The organism is Streptomyces sp. URMC 124 (assembly GCF_051386455.1).
Classification (GTDB): Bacteria; Actinomycetota; Actinomycetes; order Streptomycetales; family Streptomycetaceae; genus Streptomyces.
Window position 1 is genome coordinate 20224 of record NZ_JBPQTS010000074.1, and the last position, 13557, is coordinate 33780.

Consider the following 13557-nt stretch of genomic DNA (forward strand, 5'->3'; position numbering starts at 1 on the left):
CCGAACAGGACAGAGACCCCTTTTCGCGCCCTACCGCCCCTGCTCCCGCAGCGCTGTTACACAACCTATGGACAGCTGTGCACCTGCCGCAGTGCTGCCGCACATCACGCCGCAACAGCTCCTCCGTAGCGTCCTACCCGTGCTGGGAGACCACCAGCGTGACGCGGGGAATGCAAGCGGAATGGAGGCTGCGAGATGGCCAGCAGCGGCAAGGTTCTGGACTTCGAGGAGTACGTGCGCAACCGTCAGGACGCCCTCCTGCGCAGCGCCCGCCGTCTCGTGCCGGACCCCATCGACGCACAGGACCTCCTCCAGACCGCTCTCGTGCGCACCTACGGCCGCTGGGAAGGCATAGCGGACAAGTCGCTGGCCGACGCCTACCTCCGCCGTGTCATGATCAACACTCGTACGGAGTGGTGGCGCGCCCGCAAGCTCGACGAGGTGCCCACCGAGCAGCTCCCCGACGCGAGCGTCGAGGACGGCACGGAGCAGCACGCCGACCGCGCCCTGCTGATGGACGTCCTCGGAGTCCTGGCGCCCAAGCAGCGCAGCGTCGTCGTGCTGCGACACTGGGAGCAGATGAGCACCGAGGAGACCGCGGAGGCGCTCGGCATGTCGACCGGCACGGTCAAGAGCACGCTGCACCGGGCCCTGGCCCGGCTGCGCCAGGAACTGGAGAGCCGCGACCTGGACTTCCACGCCCTCGAGCGCAACGAGCGGGGGCAGGAACGGTGCGCAGCCTGAAAAAGGCGGCTCCCACCAGGCCGGTACTGATCACCGGCGGCACGGTCACAGCTCTGGCCGCGGCCGCCGGTCTTCTGCTTGCCGGCTGCGACGCGGGCAGCGAGGGCGTCCGCAAGGAAGGCACCGCGCAGACGCAGTCGGCGGCGAAGCCGACCCGCATGCCCTCGGCCTCGGCGACCGCGGAGCGGCCGCACGAGAAGATCGACGCCGTCAAGCTGATCAAGAACGACCCGAAGATCGGCAGCCAGGTCAAGAAGGACCTGAAGCCGTGCGTGAAGAACCAGTACCCGCTGGACGTGATCTACGGGAAGCTGACCGACGGCAGCCGTGACGACATCGTCGTCAACATCCTCACCTGTGGCGATTCCGTGGGCGTCGGCTCGTATGTGTACCGTGCCAGGAGCGACGGCTCCTACGAGAACGTGTTCATGATCGAGCAGGCGCCCGTCTACTCCGAGATCGACCGCCGCGACCTCCGCGTCACCAAGCAGGTCTACGGCCCCGGTGACGCGGTCTGCTGCGCTTCGGGCGAAGATGTCATGACGTACCACTGGTCGGGTACGGAGTTCCGGGAGACCGGTCGCACCCACACCGACTACAGCAAGGTCGGCGGCAACACCGACAAGGGCGATTTCCCGAGCGTGGGAACGGAGGGCTGAGGGCAGCGTGGCCGATACGCATGTGCTCTTCGTGGAGGACGACGACGTCATCCGTGAGGCGACCCAGCTGGCACTGGAGCGCGACGGCTTCGAGGTGACCGCGGTGCCGGACGGGCTGCTGGGGCTGGAGAGGTTCCGCGCCCGCAAGCCCGACATCGCGCTGCTCGACGTCATGGTCCCCGGCCTGGACGGGGTCAGCCTCTGCCGCCGGATCCGCGACGAGTCGACCGTGCCCGTGATCATGCTGTCGGCGCGCGCGGACTCCATCGACGTCGTCCTGGGCCTGGAGGCCGGCGCCGACGACTACGTCACCAAGCCCTTCGACGGCGCGGTGCTCGTCGCCCGCATACGGGCCGTGCTGCGCCGCTTCGGGCACGCCGGCGGGAAGAACGGCGCCGCCGGGGCCGACACCCCCGAGGAGCTGGAAGGCGGCGTGCTGCGCTTCGGCGACCTGGAGGTCGACACGGACGGCATGGAGGTCCGCAAGGGCGGCGTGCCCGTCGCGCTGACCCCCACCGAGATGCGGCTGCTGCTGGAGTTCTCCGCCGCGCCCGGCACGGTCCTCTCGCGCGACCGGCTGCTGGAGCGGGTGTGGGACTACGGCTGGGGCGGCGACACGCGCGTGGTCGACGTCCACGTGCAGCGGCTGCGCGGCAAGATCGGCCAGGACCGGATCGAGACGGTCCGCGGCTTCGGCTACAAGCTCAGAGGGTGACGAGGGGTGACCACCCCATGGTGATCCGCCCGGAGGATCTCCGGACGGCGGATCTCCGGACAGCGGATCATCGGACGGCGGGTCTTCGGACAGCGGGTCTTCGGACAGCGGGTCTTCGGACGGCGGGGACGCGCTCGTGGTGAAGCTCGCCCTCCGCTCCGGTCTGCGCTGGAAGGTCAGCCTCGCCATCGCGGGCGTCAGCGCACTGGTCGCGGTGGCGCTGAGCCTCGTCGTGCACAACGCCGCCCGCCTGTCGATGCTCGACAACAGCCGCGACGTCATGGACGAGCGCGTGCAGATCGCCCAGCGGTACTACGAGAACACCGGCCGGCTGATGCTGCACGCCAAGATCGACGATCCCACGCTGCCCAAGCCGCTGCGCGACGCCGCCGCCATCGGCCAGCGCGCCACCTTCCTGCAGGACTCCGGCGGCAAGGGCTCGCCGGAGGTCTGGGCCTCGGTGCCGGTCCGCAACGGCAAGATCCTCTCGATCCACACCCGGTTCAAGGACCGGTTCTCCATCATCGACGCGCTCGACAAGGCCCTGATCATCGGCTCGGTCTCCGTCGTCCTCGGCGGCTGCGCGCTCGGCATCCTCATCGGCGACCAGCTCTCCCGCCGGCTGCGCAAGGCCGCCACGGCCGCCCGCAAGCTCGCCGACGGCGACTCCGGGGTGCGGGTGCGCGAGGCCATCGGCGGCCGCGTCCGCGACGAGACCGACGACCTCGCGCGCGCCGTGGACGGCATGGCCGAGGCGCTCCAGCGCAGGCTGGAGGCCGAGCGGCGCGTCACCGCCGACATCGCCCACGAGCTGCGCACCCCCGTCACCGGCCTGCTCACCGCCGCCGAGCTGCTGCCGCCGGGCCGGCCCACCGAGCTCGTCCGCGACCGCGCCCAGGCCATGCGCACCCTGGTGGAGGACGTCCTGGAGGTCGCCCGGCTGGACGGCTTCGCCGAGCGCGCCGAGCTGCAGGAGATCCTGCTGGGCGAGTTCGTCGAGCGCCGCGTCCGCGCGTTCGAGCCCGAAGCCCGCGTACGGGTCGCGCGGGACGCCTACGTCTCCACGGACCCGCGCCGCCTGGAGCGCATCATCGGCAACCTCCTGGCCAATGCCGCCAAGCACGGCAAGCCGCCGTTCGACGTCACCGTCGAGGGGCGCGTGCTGCGCGTGCGCGACCACGGGCCCGGCTTCCCCGAGGAACTGCTCCAGGAGGGCCCGAGCCGCTTCCGCACGGGCAGCAAGGACCGCGCGGGCAAGGGCCACGGCCTGGGCCTGACCATCGCCGCCGGTCAGGCGCGGGTGCTGGGCGCGCGCCTGACCTTCCGCAACGCCGACCCCGAGGTGGAGGGCGGCACGGGGGCCATCGCGGTGCTGTGGCTGCCGGAGTCGGCGCCGACGAGCACCGGGACGTTCCCGGTCATCCAAGTGCCGGACTGATCACCCAAGTGCCGGGGCAGGGGCCGCGGCCGGGCCACGGCCGGTCCTCACATCGGGTCGACGCACTCGCCCCAGGCCTTGTCCATGTCCAGCTGCTCGTTGCGCTGCGTCAGCGAGAACCAGTTGCCGGAGTCGTCGCGCAGGATCGCCTCCGTGCCGTACGGCCGCTGCTGGGGCTCCTGCAGGAACTCCACGCCCCTGGCCTTGAGGGTCTCGTAGTCGCGGTGGACGTCGTCCGTGCTCAGCACCCCCGCGCCCAGCGCGCCCTCGGCCACCAGCTTCTTCACGGCCTCCGCCGCCTCGGGGCCGAGCCCGGGCGGGCCGGGGACCATCAGCGTCAGCTCGACGTCCGGCTGGTCCGCGGCACCCACCGTGAGCCAGCGCATTCCCTCGTCGCCGCCCATGGTCATATCGGTGCGGACCTGCAGACCGAGCTTGTTCGTGTAGAAATCCTTCGCCCGGTCCTGGTCGAGGACCCAGACGGTGGTGATGGCAATTCCCTTGATCATGACGCGCTCCGATCGCCGGTTATTGCACTGCATTACCACCGTAAAAGCAGGAGCCGGTGCCCCGCGTGTCGCGGTGCACCGGCTCCGGGTGGATCCGATGGATCAGAGGTTCCCGCCGTGGGCCTTCAGGAAGGCCACCGGCTCGACGGCGGTGCCGTAGTTCGGGGTGGTGCGGATCTCGAAGTGCAGGTGGGGGCCGGACGAGTTGCCGGTGGAGCCCGACAGGCCGATGACCTGGCCGGTGCTGACGCTCTGGCCGACCGAGACCTTCACCTGCGAGAGGTGGGCGTACTGGGAGTACGTGTTGTCGTCGTGCTTGATCACGATGGCGTTGCCGTACGCGGGGCCGTCGCCGCCGCCGTTCGGGCCGGCCTTGACGACGGTGCCGCCGTGGACGGACATGACGGCCGTACCGCTGCCGACGACGAGGTCCTGGCCGCTGTGCTTGGCGGCCCACATCGCGCCGGCCTTACCGAACGGCTGGCCGATCTGGTAGGCGGCGACCGGCGCGACCCAGGCGTCGGCGCGCTTGCGGGAGGCCTCGGCCTGCTTGCGGGCGTCCTCGGCGCGCTTGGCCGCGTCCCGCTTGGCCTGCTCGGCGTTCTGCTTCTCCTTCTCCGCCACCTTCAGCTGCGTCTCGGCCTGCTTGTTCAGCGCGTCGCCCAGCGTCGCGACGGACGCGAACGCGGGGAACTCGCTCACCGAGGCGGTGGTGTCGGCTGCGAGCGCGACCCCGCAACCCAGCGCGACCGAAGCTCCCAGGCCGGCTGCCACGACGGCGGCGCGGGTACGGAGAACGGTCTTGCTCGGGTTACGGAAAGCGGTGCGCTTCGACATACGGATAAACCTCCAGGCATAAACAGGTCCCGGCTGCGGACCGGGATCGCCATACCTTGGTAACCCGCTTTCGCCGAGCTGCCAAGGACGGCCTCTACTAGCGAATGCCGTAGTAAAGGGGAGGTAAACAGCACCCCTGTGACCAGGGGATCCGCCTGGTTATCGGGAGAAATCGAAGGCGACTCGTCTGCTAATTCCCTTAGTACGTGACCCACGCCCTATGGCGGGTGTCACCGCCGAAGGACATTCGGCCTTACCGGTTCCGGGACCAAAGACCCGGTCGCGGCGGTACGCTCCCCGTCAGCGGTCGCGCACGCGGCGCAGCGGCCGCCGGTGCGCTGGGGGTGGGTCGATGGGCAGCGGTTTCGACGAGGTGGAGCTGGCGGATGCCGTCCAGGCGGTCCGGGAGGGCCTGACCTCGGCGGCGGCCCGGGGAGCGGGCCAGGACCTGGCCTTCGACGTGGGCGAGATCGCCATGGAGTTCACCGTCGAGATCCGCAAGGACGCCAAGGGCTCGGGCGGGGTGAAGGCCTGGGTGGTCAGCGCGGACGCGGAGGCCTCGCGCGGCTCGACCCGTACGCACAAGGTCTCCTTCACCCTCACGCCGAAGGACACGCGCACGGGTGGCAACTGGCGCGTGGGCAACGAGCGGCCCGGCGGGGTGTCGCGGTTCGGGTCCACCGGGCAGTAGCGGTGGACGGGGCGAGAGCGACGCTGCCGTCCGTCGAGGACCGGCTGGTGGCGGTGCTGGGCGCGCGGCAGGGCAGCGGGGTGCTGCTGACGCCGCGGCTAGTGCTGACGAGCGCACACCTGTTCGACGGCGGGGACGGGGTGGTGGCCGCCGCCCCGGACGGCGCCGCGCCCGTGCTCTGCGACGTCGCCTGGTCGGGCGACCCGGAGACCTGCGACGTGGCGCTCCTCGTGGCCCGGGCGCCCGTCCTGGCCCTCGGGCACACGCCGCCGCTGCGGTGGGGCAGGTGCGCCGGGTGGCAGCCGATGCCGCGCTGCCAGGTCCTGGGCTTCCCGCACGTCCAGCGCTCCGGGTGCGAGGAGCTGGAGGCCGTGCAGATCCCCGGCACGCTGATGCCCCTGTCGGGGCGGATGCGCGGGCGCTACGTCCTGCACGCCGACCACCACCCCCCGGCGCCCGTCCCGGACGGCTCGCCCTGGGCGGGTCTGTCGGGCGGGCCGGTGTTCGCGGGGCCGCTGCTGATCGGCATCGCGAGCGGGGACCCCCTGGGCTGGCAGCACGCGTCGGTCGAGTCGGTGCCGCTGACCGCGGCGGTCGACGACCCCGGCTTCAGGAGGGCCCTGCTGGAGCACTGGCCCGATCCCCCGGCGTTCGAGGAGGTCTCCTCCGCCTACCCCGAGGACCTGGGCTACGAGCCCGCGTACGCGAAGGCGGTCAAGGCCGCCTACAGCCGGCTGGAGATCTTCGGCCTGGACGAGCTGAGCTCGGGCGACTGGGACCTGGACACGGCCTACCTGAGCCTGGAGGCGCAGTCGCCGCCCGCGGCGCGCCCGGGCCCGCCGGAGCCCCGGGGGCGGATCGAGGACCTCCTCGGCTCACGGCCGCGCACGGTGCTGCGGGGCGAGGCGGGCGCGGGCAAGACCACCCTCGTGTGGTGGCTGGCCTCCCACGCCGTGTGCCGCACCCTGCCCGGGCAGCTGGCCGAGCTCGACGGCCTGATCCCCTTCGTGATCCCCATGCGCAGCCTCGCCGCCCGCGGCATCACCTCTCCCACCCCCTCCCAGCTCCCCAAGATCGCGCGCCTGCCGGTCGACAGGCCGCCCGACGGCTGGGCGGGGCGCGTCCTGGAGGCGGGGCGCGGGCTGCTCCTGGTGGACGGGATGGACGAGATCCCGCAGGCGGACCGCGAGCTGGCCCGCAAATGGCTCGCCGGGCTCCTGAGGATGTATCCGCGCACGCGCTGCCTGGTCACCGCGCGCCCGCTGGCCGTGGGCAGTGACTGGCTGGAACAGGAAGGGTTCGAGGAGCTGCGGCTGCTGCCGATGGGCGACGAGGACATCCGGTCGTTCGTCGCCGCGTGGCACGAGGCCGCCCGGCTGGAATGCGACCGGTATGCCGACGAGCACTGGGCGAACCGGCAGCGCGACCGGCTCGACAGACTCGAACCCGAACTCGGCCATGAATTCGAACGCAATCCCGTATTGCGTGATCTGGCGCGGACACCGCTGCTCTGCGCGGTCATCTGCGCCCTGCACCGGCAGTGGAACGGTCTCCTTCCGAAAACCCGCTGGGACCTCTACAGCGCCGCGCTGAACCTGATGCTGGCGAGGCGCGACGCGCACCGCCGCATTCTCAAGCCGGAGGGCATCGACCTCACGGCGGACGAGAGCCGGCAACTGCTGCAGAGAATCGCCGTCTGGCTGGTGCGGAACGGCCGCGCCGAGCTCAGCCGGGAGCAGGCGGTCCGCCAGCTCGATCTGGCGTTGCGCGGGCTGCGCCGCGTACGGGCCCAGGGCGCGACGCCCGTCGTGCTGACCTATCTGCTCAATCGCAGCGGGATGCTCCAGGAGCAGGCCCCGGATTCGATCCAGTTCATCCACCGCACCTTCCAGGACTATCTGGCGGCCAAGGAGCTCCAGGAGAGCGATTGCCTGGACGAATTGCTGCTCCACGCGGCGGAGGAACAGTGGCAGGACGTCCTGCGGCTGACCGTCGGCCATTGCGGGCGCAGTGAGGAACGGCGTCTCCTCGCCGGTCTGACGGCGGCGGCGGACGCGGCCCCGGACCGGGAGACGGAATGGCCCTTGCGGGCGCTGGCGGCCCACTGCGCGCTCAATGCGAAGTACATCGAGGACGAGCAGTACCAGCAGGTGTGGGCGGGCCTGAGAAGGCTGCTGCCGGCCCGCGACCAGAGGGAGCTGCACTCCCTCGGCCAGGACGTGGTGGCCGCCCTTCACTGAAAAGCGGGTCGGCCCCGGAACCGTGGGGTTCCGGGGCCGACCCGCTGTCGCGGAATGAGCGGAGCGCCGAGGAGCGCTTCAGGAGCGCTTACGCGTCCTTGGACAGGTTCGGACCCGCCCCGCCGGCAGCCGACTCGATCGGCGGAGTGTCCGGCAGAGCCGACTTCTCCTCGCCGCGGAAGGTGAACTTCTTCTCCTCACCCTCGCCCTCGGTGCCGACGACCACGATGTGGCCGGGGCGCAGCTCGCCGAAGAGGATCTTCTCCGAGAGGATGTCCTCGATCTCGCGCTGGATCGTGCGGCGCAGCGGGCGGGCGCCCAGGATCGGGTCGTAGCCCTTCTTCGCCAGGAGCGACTTGGCCTCGGAGCTGAGCTCGATGCCCATGTCGCGGTCCTTGAGCCGCTCGTCCACCTTGGCGATCATGAGGTCGACGATCTGGATGATGTCTTCCTCGGTGAGCTGGTGGAAGACCACCGTGTCGTCGACACGGTTGAGGAACTCGGGCCGGAAGTGCTGCTTGAGCTCCTCGTTGACCTTGGCCTTCATGCGCTCGTAGCCGGTCTTGACGTCGCCCTGGGCGGCGAAGCCCAGGTTGAAGCCCTTGGAGATGTCCCGGGTGCCGAGGTTCGTCGTCATGATGATGACGGTGTTCTTGAAGTCCACGACCCGGCCCTGGGAGTCGGTCAGGCGACCGTCCTCCAGGATCTGCAGGAGCGAGTTGAAGATGTCCGGGTGGGCCTTCTCGACCTCGTCGAACAGGACGACCGAGAACGGCTTGCGGCGGACCTTCTCCGTCAGCTGGCCGCCCTCCTCGTAGCCCACGTAGCCGGGGGGCGAGCCGAAGAGGCGCGAGACGGTGTGCTTCTCGCTGAACTCCGACATGTCGAGGGAGATCAGGGCGTCCTCGTCGCCGAAGAGGAACTCGGCGAGGGTCTTGGACAGCTCGGTCTTACCGACGCCGGAGGGGCCGGCGAAGATGAACGATCCGCCCGGACGCTTGGGGTCCTTCAGACCCGCACGGGTGCGCCGGATGGCCTGCGAGAGCGCCTTGATGGCGTCCTTCTGGCCGATGACGCGCTTGTGCAGCTCGTCCTCCATGCGCAGCAGGCGGGAGGACTCCTCCTCCGTCAGCTTGAAGACCGGGATGCCGGTGGCCGTGGCGAGGACCTCGGCGATCAGCTCGCCGTCGACCTCGGCGACGACGTCCATGTCGCCGGCCTTCCACTCCTTCTCCCGCTTGGTCTTCGCGGCGAGGAGCTGCTTCTCCTTGTCGCGCAGGGAGGCGGCCTTCTCGAAGTCCTGCGAGTCGATCGCGGACTCCTTCTCGCGGCGCACGTCGGCGATCTTCTCGTCGAACTCGCGGAGGTCCGGCGGCGCGGTCATCCGGCGGATGCGCATCCGGGAGCCGGCCTCGTCGATCAGGTCGATCGCCTTGTCCGGCAGGAAGCGGTCGGAGATGTAGCGGTCGGCGAGCGTGGCGGCCTGGACCAGCGCCTCGTCCGTGATGGAGACGCGGTGGTGGGCCTCGTAGCGGTCGCGCAGACCCTTGAGGATCTCGATGGTGTGCGGCAGCGACGGCTCGGCGACCTGGATGGGCTGGAAGCGGCGCTCGAGGGCGGCGTCCTTCTCCAGGTGCTTGCGGTACTCGTCGAGCGTGGTGGCACCGATGGTCTGCAGCTCGCCGCGGGCCAGCATCGGCTTGAGGATGCTGGCGGCGTCGATCGCGCCCTCGGCGGCACCCGCACCCACCAGGGTGTGGAGCTCGTCGATGAACAGGATGATGTCGCCGCGGGTGCGGATCTCCTTGAGGACCTTCTTCAGGCGCTCCTCGAAGTCACCGCGGTAGCGGGAGCCGGCGACCAGGGCGCCGAGGTCGAGGGTGTAGAGGTGCTTGTCCTTGAGGGTCTCGGGCACCTCGCCCTTGACGATGGCCTGGGCCAGGCCCTCGACGACGGCGGTCTTGCCGACGCCGGGCTCGCCGATGAGGACCGGGTTGTTCTTCGTACGGCGGGAGAGAACCTGCATGACGCGCTCGATCTCCTTCTCGCGCCCGATGACCGGGTCGAGCTTGGATTCGCGAGCGGCCTGCGTCAGGTTGCGGCCGAACTGGTCCAGGACGAGCGAGGTCGAGGGCGTGCCCTCGGCCGGGCCGCCGGCCGTGGCGGCCTCCTTGCCCTGGTAGCCGGAGAGCAGCTGGATGACCTGCTGCCGGACTCGGTTGAGATCGGCGCCCAGCTTCACGAGGACCTGGGCGGCGACGCCCTCGCCCTCGCGGATCAGGCCGAGCAGGATGTGCTCGGTGCCGATGTAGTTGTGGCCGAGCTGAAGGGCCTCGCGGAGCGAGAGCTCCAGGACCTTCTTCGCACGGGGGGTGAAGGGAATGTGCCCGGACGGGGCCTGCTGGCCCTGACCGATGATCTCCTCCACCTGCTGGCGGACCGCCTCGAGCGAAATCCCGAGGCTCTCCAGGGCCTTAGCGGCGACACCCTCACCCTCGTGGATCAGGCCCAGGAGGATGTGCTCGGTGCCGATGTAGTTGTGGTTGAGCATCCGGGCTTCTTCCTGAGCCAGGACGACAACCCGCCGCGCACGGTCGGTGAACCTCTCGAACATCGTTAATCGCTCCTCAGAGCGGTCAGGCAAGTAGGGGTCGGTCCCCTCCCTGTCCTTCCGCATGCTAGTCCCGCGGGACGGGACAGCTCATTCCAACTGCCGACATCCGTCCGGATCACCCCGCGTCGGCGGGGAAACCTGCTGCCGAACAGCCGACATCTCCTCCAACCCGATGGTGGGAGACGATGTTCCCGCAGGCCAGGCATATACGCTCGCCGTCACTACGCCGACGGCGAACGCGCGCCCGGCCCGACACGCCCGCCCATCGCCCGCCGCCACCCGTGGTGACGCGCTCCGCGCGGTGTCGCACCGCCTCTTCCCATGGGGAACCTCTTACCCGCAAGGATCGACAGTCCATGCGGCGCAGGCACCGTCCATCCGCTACGGGCGAACACCCTCACGCCGCCCGGAGCGCCTGTGCGCCCCCCAGCCCTTATACGGAGTGTTCCCAACTGCCCACCCAGAGTAACCTCTTGGCGGTTTCACAGTTGCACCGCACATGACCGTTGCCCTCCCGTGCCCCGGCGGTCCCGCGGATCCATGGTGCCAGGCGCGTCGGTGGTACGAGCACGAGCTGGGCTGGCCGACCTCCGGCGCGGCGCCGCCCCTGGAGCTGCTGACCGGGCTCCGCTTCGACGTCCTGGACCTTCCTCTGGACGCCGGCTCCGCCGTGCTCGCCCGCCCGGTGCGCACCGGCCCCGTCGCCCTCGACGTCCGGACGCGGAGGGTGTGGTTCCTGGTCGCTGCGGGCAGCGCGGACGAGCTGCCGGGGCTGCTCGACTGGCTGGAGTGGAGCGCGGTCCCCCTGGACCTGGCCGTGCGGGGGCCGGGCGGGCGGATCGCCGCGCCGGTGCCCGTCGGCCCGGGCCACGGGCGCCTCGGGCCGCTCGGGCCGCTCCGTCCGGGAGAGCCGGTCACTCCGGGAGAGCCGGCCGGTCCCGGTGGGCCCGGCGAGCCGGGGAGGGCCGTGTGGGTGCGGCCTCCCGCACCGGGGAGCCCGGGGGGCGGGGTCGAGCCGTCACTGCCGGTGACCGGCCTCGGGGGCGATGGGGACGCCCCCGATCTCGCACGGCTCGTGGGCGCGGCGGCCACGGAGGTCCACCGGGCCCGGTTGCTGCGCGCCCGCAGGGCACGCTCGCAGGCGCCGGCGGAAGATCAGCCGTTGGCCTTCTCGTACGCCTCGCGGATGTCGGCGGGCACGCGGCCGCGGTCGTTGACGCTGTAGCCGTTCTTCTTGGCCCAGGCGCGGATCTTCGCGGTGTCCGGGCTGCCGGCAGCGGCGGCGGCGCGCACCTTGCCACGGGCGCCGGCGGCACGGCCACCGGTGCGGCGGCCACTGCGGGTGTACGGCTCCAGCAGGCCGCGGAGCTTGTCAGCGTTGGCCGTGGTGAGGTCGATCTCGTACGTCTTCCCGTCCAGGGCGAACGTCACGGTCTCGTCGGCCTCGCCACCGTCGAGGTCATCGACAAGAAGGACCTGAACCTTCTGCGCCACGGGGAATCCTTTCAGTGGAAAATGGGATTACGGAGGAATAGCAAACCGCCTTTCCCGGAAAAACACAAACCCCCCGGGAAGGTTCAGCCCGCCTTCCGCGTGGGAACCATCCCTTCCGGAGGCATGTGATAGGGGCGCGATTCGGACATAGGGACCGCGATCACAGATGCAGAAGCATCCGGCTGTTGCCAAGGGTGTTCGGCTTCACCCGTTCGAGACCCAGGAACTCGGCGACGCCCTCGTCATAGGAACGCAGCAGCTCGCTGTAGACATCACCGTCCACGGGTGTCTCACCGATCTCCACGAAGCCGTGCTTCGCGAAGAAGTCCACTTCGAAGGTGAGGCAGAAAATGCGCCGCACGCCGAGCCAGCGCGCCGTCTGCAGCAGCTTGTCCAGTACGGCGTGGCCCACGCCGCCGCCCTTGACGCCCGGGTCCACCGCGAGAGTGCGCACCTCGGCCAGGTCTTCCCACATCACGTGCAGGGCCCCGCAGCCGATGACACTGCCGTCCTCGTCCCGCTCGGCCACCCAGAACTCCTGGATGTCCTCGTAAAGAGTGACGGTGGCTTTGTCGAGGAGGATGCGGTCACGAACGTACGTGTTGATGAGACGGCGCAGCGCCGGCACATCGCTGGTCCGGGCACGGCGGACGGTGACGACTTTTGATAGTGCGGGCATGCCCGGACGCTATCGCCCCGGGGTGCCGGTGCCGTCGCCGGGCCCGTCGAGTTGGACGACCCGGATGGCGTCCCGCAGGGCTTCGCGTTGTTCGGCCGACATCATGCCGAAGAAGGCGACGAGAGCGGCCGCGGGGTTGTCGCTCACGGACCACGCTTCGTTCATCAGTGCGGCTGAGTAGGCCGCCCGGTTGGAGACCGCCTCATATCGATAGGCGCGGCCTTCCGCTTCCCTGCGCAGCCAGCCCTTCTGATACAGGTTGTCCATTACGGTCATGACCGTGGTGTAGGCGATGGACCGTTCCTGTTGAAGGTCTTCCAGTACTTCTCGAACAGTGACCGGCCGGTTCCAGTCCCACACGCGCGTCATGACGGCGTCTTCCAGATCACCCAGGCGTCTGACCACACGCGAATAATAGTGGGAGATGTCTGGAATGACGCTTTATCGCGGCAGCAAAGCGGCAGCGAAAAGGGCGCACGGCCGAGAAATGCGGTCTCGAACCGTACGCCCATGAGCACCCGCGCCCGCCGGGGGCGCGCCCGGCGGGCGCAGCGCCGTGCGGGGCTGCGCGCCGGGCCGGGCGGTGCGCCGGAGACGGACGGGTCAGGCGGCGCTGCCCTTGCCGGCCTGCTGGGCCGCCTCGGCGCGGGCCAGGGCCGCGTCGACCAGGGCGTCCTCCTTGGCCTTGTTCGCGCCGCCCTGACTCTTGATGATCGTGACGACCAGGGCGGTAAAGGCGATCGCCATGACGACGGGCGGCACCAGCGCGGCGACATAGTCCATGGCCGACGGCTCCTTCTGGGTCGGGCTTTGCGCGGATTGAGCGACCCGTCCAGATTACGCGCGCTCCGGAAGCCCTTTCAGGCGGGTCGGGCGTGCGGCGCCTCGCCCGCCGGGGGCGGGGCGGGCTTGCGCCGGGGCGGGAAGACCTCGCCGG

The 13557-nt window shown here is 70.3% G+C and carries 14 protein-coding genes; 7 read left to right on the top strand and 7 right to left on the bottom strand.

The genetic code is table 11. From position 1 onward, the window contains the following. Window positions 1-195: 195 nt before the first annotated feature. From ACSNOG_RS17335 to cseC, 4 genes are all read left to right on the top strand, one after another. Window positions 196-744, top strand: a complete 549-nt coding sequence (locus tag ACSNOG_RS17335; RefSeq protein ID WP_120755533.1) for a SigE family RNA polymerase sigma factor — start codon at window positions 196-198, stop codon at window positions 742-744. Continuing rightward, on the top strand, window positions 732-1403 hold the full coding sequence (locus ACSNOG_RS17340; RefSeq protein ID WP_436753541.1) for a hypothetical protein: 672 nt from the start codon (window positions 732-734) through the stop codon (window positions 1401-1403). Before ACSNOG_RS17335 ends, ACSNOG_RS17340 begins: the two co-directional genes overlap by 13 nt. A 7-nt stretch (window positions 1404-1410) precedes the next feature. Then, the gene (cseB, locus tag ACSNOG_RS17345; protein WP_436753542.1) at window positions 1411-2118 is read left to right on the top strand and encodes a two-component system response regulator CseB; all 708 of its coding nucleotides are present in this window, start codon (window positions 1411-1413) and stop codon (window positions 2116-2118) included. Between the two features lie 136 nt (window positions 2119-2254). Continuing rightward, the gene (gene cseC, locus ACSNOG_RS17350) at window positions 2255-3556 is read left to right on the top strand and encodes a two-component system sensor histidine kinase CseC (protein ID WP_436753543.1); all 1302 of its coding nucleotides are present in this window, start codon (window positions 2255-2257) and stop codon (window positions 3554-3556) included. A gap of 47 nt (window positions 3557-3603) precedes the next feature. Here the strand turns inward: cseC and ACSNOG_RS17355 are convergent, their stop codons facing one another. Both ACSNOG_RS17355 and ACSNOG_RS17360 read right to left on the bottom strand, forming a co-directional pair. Further along, entirely contained in the window at window positions 3604-4065 is a 462-nt protein-coding gene (locus tag ACSNOG_RS17355) for a VOC family protein (RefSeq protein ID WP_436753544.1), read from the bottom strand. A gap of 102 nt (window positions 4066-4167) precedes the next feature. Then, window positions 4168-4902: a M23 family metallopeptidase gene (locus ACSNOG_RS17360; RefSeq protein WP_436753545.1), complete on the bottom strand. Its 735-nt coding sequence runs from the start codon at window positions 4900-4902 to the stop codon at window positions 4168-4170. Between the two features lie 352 nt (window positions 4903-5254). On the opposite strand from ACSNOG_RS17360, the gene ACSNOG_RS17365 reads away from it, so the two are divergent. Both ACSNOG_RS17365 and ACSNOG_RS17370 read left to right on the top strand, forming a co-directional pair. Further along, entirely contained in the window at window positions 5255-5593 is a 339-nt protein-coding gene (locus ACSNOG_RS17365) for a trypco2 family protein (RefSeq protein WP_436753546.1), read from the top strand. A gap of 2 nt (window positions 5594-5595) precedes the next feature. Beyond that, on the top strand, window positions 5596-7833 hold the full coding sequence (locus ACSNOG_RS17370) for an NACHT domain-containing protein (RefSeq protein WP_436753547.1): 2238 nt from the start codon (window positions 5596-5598) through the stop codon (window positions 7831-7833). Between the two features lie 88 nt (window positions 7834-7921). Here the strand turns inward: ACSNOG_RS17370 and ACSNOG_RS17375 are convergent, their stop codons facing one another. Further along, window positions 7922-10447, bottom strand: coding sequence for an ATP-dependent Clp protease ATP-binding subunit (locus tag ACSNOG_RS17375; protein WP_436753548.1), 2526 nt, complete (start codon window positions 10445-10447; stop codon window positions 7922-7924). A gap of 499 nt (window positions 10448-10946) precedes the next feature. Between ACSNOG_RS17375 and ACSNOG_RS17380 the strand changes: the two genes are divergently transcribed. Continuing rightward, entirely contained in the window at window positions 10947-11672 is a 726-nt protein-coding gene (locus ACSNOG_RS17380) for an SCO3374 family protein (RefSeq protein ID WP_436753549.1), read from the top strand. Here ACSNOG_RS17380 and ACSNOG_RS17385 read toward each other — a convergent pair. The 4 genes from ACSNOG_RS17385 to ACSNOG_RS17400 form a co-directional block, all read right to left on the bottom strand. After that, complete coding sequence (locus ACSNOG_RS17385) at window positions 11603-11941, bottom strand: histone-like nucleoid-structuring protein Lsr2 (RefSeq protein ID WP_058045639.1); 339 nt, start codon at window positions 11939-11941, stop codon at window positions 11603-11605. The two genes, ACSNOG_RS17380 and ACSNOG_RS17385, sit on opposite strands and share 70 nt — an antisense overlap. A gap of 160 nt (window positions 11942-12101) precedes the next feature. Next, window positions 12102-12620 carry an amino-acid N-acetyltransferase gene (locus tag ACSNOG_RS17390; protein ID WP_436753550.1) on the bottom strand — a complete coding sequence of 173 codons (519 nt, stop codon included), beginning with the start codon at window positions 12618-12620 and terminating at the stop codon, window positions 12102-12104. Window positions 12621-12629: 9 nt separating this feature from the next. Continuing rightward, window positions 12630-13025 carry a BlaI/MecI/CopY family transcriptional regulator gene (locus ACSNOG_RS17395; protein WP_168095597.1) on the bottom strand — a complete coding sequence of 132 codons (396 nt, stop codon included), beginning with the start codon at window positions 13023-13025 and terminating at the stop codon, window positions 12630-12632. A gap of 198 nt (window positions 13026-13223) precedes the next feature. Beyond that, window positions 13224-13403 (bottom strand): hypothetical protein, encoded by a 180-nt coding sequence (locus ACSNOG_RS17400; protein ID WP_168095598.1) that lies wholly within the window; start codon window positions 13401-13403, stop codon window positions 13224-13226. Window positions 13404-13557 lie beyond the last annotated feature (154 nt).